General features: G+C 58.1%; 6 protein-coding genes. All 6 read right to left on the reverse strand.

Annotated elements, in window-relative coordinates; genetic code table 11:
• Positions 1–910 precede the first annotated feature (910 nt).
• Positions 911–2,674, reverse strand: a complete 1,764-nt coding sequence (locus tag I2E45_RS01470) for a SpaA isopeptide-forming pilin-related protein (protein WP_195443917.1) — start codon at positions 2,672–2,674, stop codon at positions 911–913.
• Positions 2,675–2,788: 114 nt separating this feature from the next.
• Entirely contained in the window at positions 2,789–4,459 is a 1,671-nt protein-coding gene (locus I2E45_RS01475; RefSeq protein WP_195443919.1) for an isopeptide-forming domain-containing fimbrial protein, read from the reverse strand.
• A complete protein-coding gene (locus I2E45_RS01480) occupies positions 4,452–7,952 on the reverse strand; it encodes a Spy0128 family protein (RefSeq protein WP_195443921.1) in 3,501 nt (1,166 codons plus the stop codon). Before I2E45_RS01480 ends, I2E45_RS01475 begins: the two co-directional genes overlap by 8 nt.
• A gap of 505 nt (positions 7,953–8,457) precedes the next feature.
• On the reverse strand, positions 8,458–9,279 hold the full coding sequence (locus I2E45_RS01485) for an HAD family hydrolase (RefSeq protein WP_195443923.1): 822 nt from the start codon (positions 9,277–9,279) through the stop codon (positions 8,458–8,460).
• A 223-nt stretch (positions 9,280–9,502) separates the two neighbouring features.
• Positions 9,503–10,597: an MFS transporter gene (locus I2E45_RS01490; RefSeq protein WP_195443925.1), complete on the reverse strand. Its 1,095-nt coding sequence runs from the start codon at positions 10,595–10,597 to the stop codon at positions 9,503–9,505.
• A 458-nt stretch (positions 10,598–11,055) separates the two neighbouring features.
• Complete coding sequence (mobB, locus tag I2E45_RS10590; protein WP_195443927.1) at positions 11,056–12,360, reverse strand: molybdopterin-guanine dinucleotide biosynthesis protein B; 1,305 nt, start codon at positions 12,358–12,360, stop codon at positions 11,056–11,058.

Raw genomic sequence — 12,360 nt, forward strand, 5'->3', positions numbered from 1 at the left:
CCACCGTCCGCACCGCGCGTGCGCCTACGGACCTTAAACCGAACCTCATACGAGTCAAGAAACGCGATGACGAACGTGCCCACCGCCGCGAGGGCGGCGAGCGCGTTAAGGAATTTCAGCATTTGGGGACCTCCGATCGAGTCGTCGGCCGCCCGCGCACGGGATGCGTCGCAAGGGTATTTTACTGCGAGTGTATGCACCCACGCCTGGTAAACGCGATTTTGACAAACATTTGTTCGATAGTTACACACACGGTTCCTCACCCAGCGAAGCCTGGCCGCATTGTCCGGGTTTGCCCGACGTGTTTGCGTTTTCAAAATGTCCCGAATCGGCTGGGCGATTCGGGATACAATGACTATAGAAAACGACGCACCCCGCGTAAATGTTTGGGAGCGCGGGCGGCCTAGTTTTCAGCTTTTGTTAAATGCCCGGGATCCGACCCCCGGGCATTCTTATTTGCGCTTGTTGCGGCGCAAATGCCTTCTACCGTCCGCACCGCGCGTGCGCCTACGGACCTTAAACCGAACCTCATACGAGTCAAGAAACGCGATGACGAACGTGCCCACCGCCGCGAGGGCGGCGAGCGCGTTAAGGAATTTCAGCATTTGGGGACCTCCGATCGAGTCGTCGGCCGCCCGCGCGCGGGATGCGTCGCAAAGCCATTTTACTGCGAGTGTATGCACCCACAGCTGGTAAACGCAATAATTGCAAACATCTGTTCGATATTCATACGCTTGATCCATCGGGCAATGGAGTCTGGTTGCGTTATCCCAAAAGAACGGGGCAGACTCCAGTGCGGAGTCTGCCCCGAAAAGAGAATGGCAAAGCAAGAACGTGGATGGACGAGAAGAGTGTCCGCAAGTCTCATGGCCATCACATCCCACCTGCCAAAGGGATGGGCGAGCGAGCGTTACTCCTGCTCGGACTCCTCAGCCTGCTTACGGCTGCGGATGAGGTGAGCCACGCCGATGCACAGCACCGCGCCACCAGCGATCCAAGTGAAGGTCACGCCGTTAAGGCCGGTGAGCGGGAGGTTGGAGCCCTGCTGGTCGGTGACAGTGAGGTGCACCTTGCCGTCAGCGGCCTCGGTATTAGTTTGAGCCACCTTGACGAGATTCTCATCAGTACCATTAGCAAGAGTGCAGCCCGGGTTAACAACAGTCGTATCGTCTGCCGGAAGCGTCCCGCGAGTAATGGTGAACGTGATGCCAGCGCTGTGGGAGTTGTTATATCCAGGCGCCGGCTTGACCTCCGTAAGGACGTAAGTACCCTCATCAAGACCAACAACGTTGATCTTGCCGCTTGCGTCGGTCGTCAGCTTGGCCTGCTCGCTATCAGGCGTCTTGGTACCATCCGCCTTGATATAGTTACCATCATCGCCCTGCTCCTGCAGCGTGAACTCAACGCCCGCGAGCACCTTATCTTCATCATCGGAGCCCACCTTGGTGACATCGATGCCATAGGTGTAGTCATAAGCAGGGTGCTCAACCGTGGTTCCCGTAGCATTCTCATCATGCGGGTTGTTGGAATAGGTCAGCGTAACCTTATTTATCTGGGCTTTACCAAGCAAATCCTTGAACTCTTCTTTGATCTTACCCTTTTCAAAGATCTTGCGAGAGTCGAGCTTAGCCTGGTATTCGACAGTCACCTCAGAGCTGCCGCTCAGCGAGATAGCAGTGTTGCCCTCACCCTTGCAATCCTTGAGATTGGGGAAGTTGACAGTCAGCGTACCGTTATTGTATGTGGCATTGTAGCCATTCTCAACCTCGGTACCACCGATCTTGACCGTGACATCGGGCGTCGTGCCGCCATCCTTAAACTTGGGCGTCATGGATTTGGGAAGCGTATCCGTGAAGGTGTACGTGTAGGTGCTGTAGGTGTTGATATTACTCGCAACCGTACCGATGAGTTTATAATCAACCCAATCGTCCATAGCTGAGTCAGCGGCCTTATTGGGGTTCAGAAAGTCACCGAATGTGCCATTCTGTGCGTCATCCTTGACGGCCTTGGTCACGTTGGGGACGCTCTTCTTGGGGGCTACATTAACGTCAGAGCCACCGACGATGGTGAAGATCGGTGAGGTGTACGCGTCGGTATTGCCTTCAGTACCGCTAGTCTTACCGGGCGTATCGGTCACGAAAAGCCAGTAGCCATGTTCCAGATTCTCAAAGTTACCCTTGCTGGAATTGCTTGGCTGTGTCCAAGTGAGCGTCTTGTCCCCCTCCAAGGCCGCAGCAATCAAGTCCAGAACCGTGCCACTATCAACCGCCGTATTCTTTCCGGCATTCAAGCCCTGAGCTTGATTAATGAACTCAGCCCACGTCTGGGCGTCAGCATTAACGTCAGGTACTCCTTTAACGTTCTTGAGCGCAGTCGTAACGAGGGTCTTCACATTACCCGGAGCCCACTGAATATCAGAAAGAGTCTTGGCGACCGAATCATCCCAACCATCGCTCTTTTTGTCCTGCGTGATCTTCGCGGTAAAGATCTTGATGCCCTTGAAAGATGTGGCATATCCAGCGTCAGGGTCAGCGATAAACACCTTGCCCGGCTCCGTAGCCACCGTCGGCGTACCCGCCGCAAACGCCATGGTCACCGGGGCCATCATGCCGCCGAAGCTCAGCGCTGCCGTGAGGCCTGCTGTCACTGCCAGGCGTGCGATGTTCTTGTTCATGCTCATCTTCTTTTCCTCCGTTTTCCGGTTGGTTCTCATTCGATCGGTCATCATCTGTCTGTGTCTTAGCATCTGCTTCGCTACGTCTCGCCCCGCTCTCTGTGGGGCTGCCAGCTACTCTTTATGGCTGCCACCTCCCCGCTTGATCAGGAGCGCGACCACGATCAGTGCAGCTCCGGCGACCGCTGCGGCGGCCACGGCGTACATTGCCATATCGCCAGTCAAGGGCATAAAGCCTCCGGTGGTGATGCTAGGGGGTGTGCCGGTGGGCGTATTAATGATCGACGCCTCCAGGCTGCCCGTCGACCCGTCCGCGCTGTCGGCGCGCAGGGGCGACTCGGCCGTGATGGTGAGCTTGGGCTTGGCGGCGGCCACCTGATCGACGTCCAGGCCCTCGGCCTTGACCGTCACGGAGCGCGTGCCCTCAAAGGCGGTGTAGCCCTTGGGCGCCTTGAGCTCGCGGACCTCCAGCTTGCCCGAGTCCACGCCCGAGACGGTCACGCGACCGTCCTCGCCCGTGGCGACGGTGGCCTTGCCCTCCGCATCCCACGTGCCGTCGGCCGCTAGCGTGCGGCCGCGGTCGTCGGCGATGTCCAGGACCGCCCCAGCAAGCGGCTTATCACCGTCGCTACCACGCTTGATGAGCGCGAGATCCCAGGTGTAGGCGCACGCGTCATCGCTCGGCGTGCGGGTAAAGCCGGCATCGCCGGACTGGTCGGCAAAGGGAGAGCGCGGGTAGCGCAGGTAGGCCTCGTTGGGGTTGCCCTTCGCGATGCCGTGGCTGCATGCGCTGTTGAGCGGCGCATTGTACACGGCGACCACGCGGGCGCCCGCGGTGAAGGCGTCGGCCCCGCCGAGCGCGGCGATGAGGTCGCCGGTGCGCACGGTGAAGGTCTTGCCGTCGGCCGCTACCTTGGTAGCGCACTGGGCTGTGATGTCGGTCCAGCCCTTCGCGGGCTCGGTGCCGGCGCGCCCGTCCTTACCGGTTGAGACGGCGTCAAAGCCGCCGTCCGCGCCCGCCGCCACGTACACGCGCATGCTCGCGGCGACCTTGGAGGGGTCGAGCCCCGCGCTCAAGGTGTCGACGAACCGCACCGTATAGGTGTCGTAGGCGGTAAGACCCACCGGGACCGTGGCAGAGAGGCGCCAGTACAGGTCGTCGGCGACCGTGGCGTCGGCAGCTTTCTGCCAGGCGGCGGTGCTGTCCTCCAGCACGTGCTTTTGGACCTTGGGCGTCGCCGCCTTGGGCTTGACGGTGACGGCGCTGCCGCCGACCAGGGCCATGACCGGCGCGGTACCAGCCTCGCCCTGGGCGATGGAGTCGTCGTCGGCGACGATGAGCCAGTAGCCACAGGGCAGCTCTGACGCCGTGCCCGCGTTAAGGGGCACGGACGCGGCATCAGAGCTCTGGAGGGAACGAGCGAGCTGTGCGCTCAGCGCGCTCGTAAGGTGGGAATCGGCGTTGAGCCACTCGGCAGCTTCCTGCGCGGTGGTCTGGGAATTGGGCATGCCAGCGCTGTGCAGCACAGGCAGGACGGCGTCGCGCACGGCGTCGCTTGCCCAGGCGAGGTCGGTGGCGATCTTGGCGTCGCTGTCGCCGTCGACGACGTTGGCGCTAAAGATCTGGTAGGCGTCGTAGCTGCTCGCCACGGTGCCGCTCACCGTGATAGAACCGGTCGCGGTCGGCGCGGCCTGCGCGGTAGCGGGGAACACAACCGCGCAGGTGCCGATCAGGAGGGCAAGCAGCGCAAACAAGATCGGGAAGGAGCAAACTTTCTTATTCACGATGCTCGCCTCCCTTCGCATTCGCCTTGCGACGAATGTGCATCCAGGCCGCAGCAGCGCAAAGCACCGCCGCGCCGGCAAGGTACGTCAGAGTGACGCCCGACATACCAGAAAGGGGCAAAGAGGTGGAGTAGGTGTTGGTGAAGGTGGGGGTGGACTCGGTGAGGTCGTGGTCAGTGGTATCGTCGCTTTTCCACTTGCCTTCGGAGTCAACGGTTCCCTTCCTGTAGGTCACCGCACAGTCGATATGTCCTTCGGTGTCATCCGTTGCCGTAACCGTGAACTTATAGACCGAGTGGTCGAACTTGTAGTGCGAGAATATCGAGCTATCGTTCTTCTCGTGCATATAGTACGTGAAGGTCTTGGAGGCGCCACGACCCGTAGAGCCACCAGCAGTGTAGGGATCCTTCGTGATATCAGAGAGCGTGTACGCAATCCCCTTATCAAAGATGAACGGAAGCGTCTGCTTCTTTTTATCGCCAGAGGTCACGGCAGTGCCGACGATGTCTTCTTCTCTAAAACTGCTGTCTTTCGCAAGTTGAAGCGTAAACTCCTTCATCTCGCCACCCACAACGACCTTAGTCGCCTTAGGAGTCCAGGAGCCACTGGAGGTGTACGGAGTGTACTTATTGGTGAAGGTCTTTCCCCCGTCGGGGCCGACAATCGAATAATAGCCTTGCTCGTTCTTTTCCAGCGGGTTAGTTGAATCTCCCAGACTCACGCTTGTGATCGTGTAGTTGTGAACGCAAAGAGAAACCTCCGAGTTTGGATTTTCCCTGCTAGGCACTTTCATGAGTTCCGTTTTGTTGTCCTGAACCTTCACCACAATCTTGTACACGGTTGGGTCGTACGTGATGTCGGGATCGTACGTAATGTCGGGATCATTGCCAGCATTTTCGACCAAGTAGTATGTAATCTCATTAGCCTTAACAGCCTTATCAACGTACTGTTCATCAAGGTCAAAGGTGATGTTACCGCTCTCATCATTCTTGGCGGTTCCGACCAAGGTGCAGCCGCCACTGTTGAATGTCTTGTCATTCCAAGAGGGCTCCGTCGCGGCATCCGGATCCTTACGGTAGACCGAGAAGGAGAACTTGCCTTTGCCAAAATTCATGTTTTGATTGGTCTGCTGATTGGCCTGCTGATTTATCAGCGCCTTGGTTGCCTTCAACTTAAGGCTCGGTAAGATGTACGTATCCGCAGGCACGCCTAGGTACAAGTTGCCATTCGACATGATGCCGCCACCATGGTCCCAAGAATAGTTGCCCGTGATGAAAGTTGTCGCTTTATTCCGTACTGCACCAATCGTCGTTTTATCCTTGATATCAACACCCGAAGTCAGACCGATGCTATTTTTTACCTGAGCAGCACCGTTGGCGGGGATGCTGATGCGATTCGTTAGCTCAATGCTTCCCGAATACTTAGCGTCTATATCGCCAAGCATCTTGCCGCTTACCACTGCGACCGGCGTTGTGTGACCTTCCGCCGCGAGGAAGAAATCGGCATGACCATTCTTACGAAAAACATGATTGCCGTTTCTATCGACCGAGTTATAGGCTTCCACGTCTTCTGTCTTACCGTTGCCACCGCCAGAAAGATGGGGGCTGCTATTATTGCCGGAATTATTCGACGGGTCGTATTTGTCGTTTTCGCTGTTGTAACTAGAAGCGCCTCCAGCGTCAGTGTTGCCAAAGATCGCCGTGCCGTCGGTGTTCGTTACCAACGTCTTGCCCGTCGGGCAGACTGCAACGCCACCACCATAGCCACCAGCGGTATTGGTGCTTATATAGGAGCTATAGACAAATAGCCTACCCGCATTAGATGCGGTCTCATTAGAGCCCTGGACGAAGATGCCGCCTCCGCCCCAGTCAAAGCGAGACATGCAGTGGTTATTAGTGATGTAGACTGGGCTATCTTTTGACGCTCCACTTATCATCGCGTCAACCTTCTGGCCCACTCGAATGCCAGCGCCCTCAGATCGGTAGCTCACGTTAGAGGCAATATTTCCTCCCGTAATGTTGAGCCATGCCATATCTGAGTGAAACATACTGGTAACGTAAACGCCGCCGCCAGCTTCCTCGGAATAGTTGCCAGTAATCTGGCCACCGGAAATGGTGACATGGGCGCCGTTATTGGCAGCAAGCCCAGCGCCGCCATGACAACCATTGCCATCCGTGCCACAGAATTTAGCCATTCTATTATTCGTGATATAGCCACCAGAAACGGTCACGATGCCGCCCTCGGCCATAATGCCGCCACCGAATCCCTTGCTGAGTGTGCTATTACCGGAGATTACGCCCCTGGTCACCTTGACTGCAGACCCCTTGGCATATACACCGCCGCCACTCGAAGCGCAGTTGCCAGCAATTACGCCACCGATCAGATCAAGGGTCGAAGCGCCGCCCTGTTCATTAGACACCATGACACCTGCACCGGTGCCCGAAGTTCCCGTAGAAGCACCGCAAACATAGCCACCGCTCATATTGACGGTAGAACCCCCCTCGGCATAGATCAGGCTACCGACATTGCAGTCCTTTTTCTGCGTAATAGCGCCACTTACGAGGTTAAACGTGCCATGTTGGTAAACGTTAATGAGCCTCATCGTGGAGTTCTTGGTGACTCCAACAATTGCGCCCTGAATAGTCGCCGTGTGCTCATAGATCTTCTCGGTGGTACCTGCACCACTTGCAGTCGATTCGGTTACGTAATAGGTAAGGTCAGTCGGAATGCCATTATCGTCATAAGACATCTTTGCCGTCTTGCCATAATTGTCAGGTGTCAGATGCTCGTCCTTATCTTGCAGCTGCTGGCCGTCGACAACATTCTCCTGAATGTACCCAGAGTCCACGTCGTCCACGACCGTAAGCGTCGCGCCCTTAGCAATATCAAACAGAGGCTTGCCAGCACTATCCTGCTTTATCTTGTGACCATTTAAGTTCAAGGTGATATTGATGAGATTGTCGCTGGACTGTTCGAGCCTAATCTCATCGTTATAGTCGATATCGGCCGTAAGCTTAAAAGTAGCAACGCCGTCTCCATCACGCAGTTCCTTGTTAAGGAGCTTTGAGCTCAGCTCCGCCGCGTTGCGAATTTCATAATCTGATTCATTCTCTGTAGCAGGCGCGATTGCGTCTTCATCATTAGTGTCGTCTTCGGCAGGCTGCTCGGCACTTTTGGCTCCCGCGTCATCGGACGACAGGCCCGTCGCGACAGCACCACCAGAGGTTTCGCCGCCCTCGGTCTCGTCGCTATTCTGCTTTTCGGTATCCCCGTTGTTGGTGTTTTCTACATCAGTAGACTCAGTTGAGGAATCAGCCGCCGCCACAGTTTCCTCGGCTGCACCCGTCTGAACATCGTTGGCAATGGCCTGCGAGATTGGAGGCATGACGAGCGACAGTACCAGGCTCAACACGGAGGCTCCGCACAAAACGCCTGCCAGTACACGGCGCGTCGCTTTATTACTCTGTTTAGATTTGTCTGAATTTGCTTTCATCGATGTCTCCTCCCCAAGAGACCGCGATCTTGCTCTTTCACTATCAAACGTATCTGCGCAACCTGAAATTGCGCACGCTTAGAATGACTATTCTAACGATTGTTTGAACATTTGGGCAAATAAACCGATAGTTTTGTAGCGAATTATCAATTCTCTTGACAATTGCTCAGATTTACCTTCGTTTATTCGCTATCTATTTTTTGTTTCTACTGGTAATTTAGTTGCCCATCATTTTTTAATGGCATTAGATTTATTTGCACAACATTTTGCTCAAGAGTAAACATCCTGTAAACAGTCGAAAATTGACCATGAGCTGTAGGTCATTTACCGGGAGAAATACCCTATCAAACTGATGAGAATATCTTTAACTCATCGGTAGTCAGAAGCGTAATGTTCAGACAACAATATTTGAATTTTCCCACAGATTTTAGGTACCAATTCGCCCAAATCGCCTGAGGCCACCGCAAAAGAGCCTGCCCCCTTCTGCGGTGGTTCTCCCCCGGCGCTACAGCAGATGTTCCTCGATAAAGATCGCGATGCCGTCTTTGTCGTTGCTTGCGGTTACAAAGTCGGCGGCGGCACGGGTGGCGTCGCTTCCGTTTGCCATAGCCACGCCCACACCGGCATCGGCCACCATGCAGGTGTCGTTATCGGCATCGCCAAACACGCAGATGTTCTGGAGCTCCATGTCGTTGAGCTCCGCCACGCGCACAAGGCCGCGCGTCTTGGACACGCGCGGATCCATGAACTCGTAGAGCCGTTGCGTGGTCTGCAGAGCCGCAGCCTTAACAGTGTCGTCGGCGAGCGTCGACGCCCGCTCAATCACCCGCGGCATTACCTCGGGCGCCATGGTAAACATCACCTTGGGCTGCGGCTCGCGCAAAAACTCGGCAAAATCGACCACCTGGTAGGGCACGCCGTCGACGCGCGACAGGTGCTCGACGCACGCGTTGCTCTCGGGCACGTAGAACACGCCGTCTCGGGGGCAGACGGGCGTTGCTGGAAGGTCCGCCATGTGCTTGCAAATGCGCGCGATGGTCTCGCCCGGCAGCGGATAACTCAGCTCGTTGATGTCATGCGCGCGGTCGATGACCTCGGCGCCACCGCAGCCCACCATCACGTCTACCAGTCCTTCGATGCCCCAGAGCTCGTACATGGCCTCGGTCGCGCGGGCGTCGCGCCCGGTGCACAGGCCAAAGAGTACGCCGCGCTCGCGCAGGGCGCGAATCGCCGCCACGGTGCGCGGGGACACCGTGTGCTGGCTCGTGAGCAGCGTGCCGTCGATATCGCAGAGTACGGCTTTAATGTGGCTGAAGGTGGTGTCCATGGGGGCCTTTCTGGGTTGTGCGGCGATGTGGGGTGTATTCGTGAACGGCGTACATGGTATACCAAGGCGCGCACGGGGCGCTTTGGTGCAAAACTACCACAAAGGTGCCTGGCCCCTTTGTGGTGGCCGGACTCGCAGGATGGCCTGGCCCGGGGCGCAAACCATCACAACATTCGACGTTTTTCGGCAAAATCGCGATTTTCATCGAATGTTGTGATGGTTTTTACTGCCTTGCGGCACGATCCAAATGCCGGCGTCCAAACAGCAGTAGCGCCGCGGGAACCGCCGTCACGACCATGCCCGCACCAACGAGTGTCTGCTGCACGCCAAACGTCGCCGCCAGCCACGGGGCAATCGCCAGCGGGGCCACGCCGGCGAACATGTTGCCAAAACCCATGACCGAGTTGACGCGGCCGAGCTGCTCGAGAGGAGCCGTCGTTTGCACGATCGTGTTGTGGAGCGGGTTGACGACGCCCCAGGCCACGCCCAGGGCAATCTGGCCGACGAGGGCCACGCCTACGTACGGCGTCCCCACATAGAGCAGGCTTCCCAGACCTACAGACATGAGCGCCACGAGCAGCGTTTTGAGGCTGACGAAGCGCGGCGGCAAGCGGAGCGCGACCACGGCGCCCAGCACCGCGCCCACACCGCTGGCCGACGAGAGCCAGCCCATCCATTCGACACCGACGTGCAGGACATCGCGGTAGAAGAACGACTCCAGCGGATCGAAAGCACCATAGCCAAAGTTCGAAAGAAAGATAATGCAGAACAGTAGGGCGAGAACGCTGTTGGTAAAGACTGTCTTGATGCTGGTCGCGAAGGTTGCGCGGGTGGATTTGCTGGAGTCGGAGCTTTGACTGGCAGTACTTGCCGTTGTGCTACCGTCCGCAGGAGTACTTTCGCGCGCGGCGACGCGACCTCCTTGCGGCCTAAAGCCCCAACCGGCGACGAGCGCCAGCACGGTAAAGAGCATCATGAGCACGAACACCGCGCGTGACGATGCAGCCGCCGCGACAAAGCCGCCCAGTGTGGGGCCGACAATAATGCTCACGTTGGAGAACATGGTTATGGCGGAGTTGATGTCTTTGAGCTCGACGGGGTCGTCGGTGAGATACGCCGGATAGGACGTGGCGATGGGCTGGGCGAATCCCATCACAAAGCCCAGGAGTACCGCGCCGGCAAGGACTGTTCCGGTCGCGCTGCCAAAGGCGAGGATTGCCGCGCCGGTTGCCAACGTGGCGACGATGCTCAGCAAGAAATGACGGCGCGGGCCCCAGGCGTCGAGCGCCGCGCCACCCACAAAGGATCCCAAGATCACGAATACGTTCATAAAAAAGGACGGCCAGCGATGTCGCCGCAACCGAGGCATCGTCTGCATAGGTGAGCGTTCCGATGACACCGATAAAATAACTGGTCTGAAAGCCGGTATATATGAGGAAGCGCATTGCCACCAGGTGCTTAGCCTGCGCGGACAGCGATGATTGAGGCTTTGAGAAGAGAGAGGCGAGCATGGAGACTCCTTGTTTCATACAAATGCGGACGGCGGGCATTCGCCGCCGTCTGTCAAATCAATCAATCCGCATGAAACATTAAGGACGCATCAAGCCCCTTTTCTCCGTTTTTCGCCCGTCATGAACTACTTGGTAGATTGTAAGGCATGTCCCACACATCTACCAAAGCAAAAACCACCACAAAGGTGCCTGGCCCCTTTGTGGTGGAAATGACGTTTGCCCAGATAAAACCTGCCAAAATGAACCTGTCCCTTTTTGGCAGGTTTTAGGCCAGATGGTCTTGGATGAGGTCGCAGATGGCTCGGGCGTCGTTGATGTTGATGGCTCGGGTCGCGAAGCCGGCGTCGAAGGCCTGACGCGCCAGGGCCTCGTTGCAGGCAAGGGCCAGCGTGTGACCGTCGACCAGGTCGAGCGAGCTCTTGCCGCGCAGACGGTCGACACCGGAGCGCGCGACCACGATGTTGTCGAAGCCCTCGGTCTTGTAGCCCTCGATGATCACCACGTCGACATCGTTGTAGCGCGACAGCAGCTCGCGCGCGGGCATCTCGTCCTCCTCGCGCGTGTCGGCGTACTCCGCCCAGCGCGTGGCACAGATGAGGCCCACGTGCTTGGATCCGGCTTGGTGATGGCGCCAGGTGTCCTTAGCGGGCACGTCGATATCAAAGCCGTGATGCCCATGATGCTTGAGCGAGCCCACGCGCAGGCCGCGGCGGGTGAGCTCGGCAATGACCTTCTCGACGAGCGTGGTCTTGCCCGAGTTCTGGTAGCCGATAAACGCGATCGCGGGAACGGCCGGGGCCGGAGCTGCGGACGCGACGGCGACGGGTGCGCTTGCGGGCGCGGCACCGTCAGCGGCCACGGCCTCAACGGCAGCGGCCTGACGCTCTGCGCGATCCCACACGCCCGAGCGTCCGCCTTCCTTGTGCAGCAGGCGCACGTCGACGATCTCCATGCCGCGATCGACCGCCTTGCACATGTCATAGATGGTCAGGCACGCGGCGCTCGCGCCGGTCAGGGCCTCCATCTCGATACCCGTCTTGCCCGTCACGCCGGCCGTAACCAGCACGTGAAAGCCAACCTGCCCGTCCGCGCGCGCCGGCGCCCAGCCCTCGGGCACGTCCTCGACCGGCGTCCCCGCCGGAGCGATGGGCGCAATGTCGCACTTGCTCTTGGTAATGAGCAACGGATGGCACATGGGGATGATGTCACTCGTGCGCTTGATGGCCATGATGCCCGCGACGCGCGCGCAGGCGAGCACGTCGCCCTTTTTGGCGCGGTCCTGCAGCACCATGGCCTGCGTCTCGGGGTGCATGAGGATGGTGCCCTCGGCGATGGCAATGCGATGGGTCTCGGCCTTGTCGGACACGTCGACCATGCGCACCTCACCCTTGGCGTCCACGTGCGTCAGCTCGTCGCGACGGGCGTCACGGGCGGGCTCGATGGCAGCGCTGGCAGTCGGCTGCGCGGACGCGTCGACGTTGCCAGCATTCGCCGCGGCCGTGACTTTGTGGGCAGACATCGCGGCCCTGCGAGCGGCCTTGGTGGCATCGGCGTACCTGCTCTTGGCCAT

The sequence above is a fragment of the Collinsella aerofaciens genome (assembly GCF_015555045.1).
In the GTDB taxonomy this organism is placed as follows: Bacteria; Actinomycetota; Coriobacteriia; order Coriobacteriales; family Coriobacteriaceae; genus Collinsella; species Collinsella aerofaciens_W.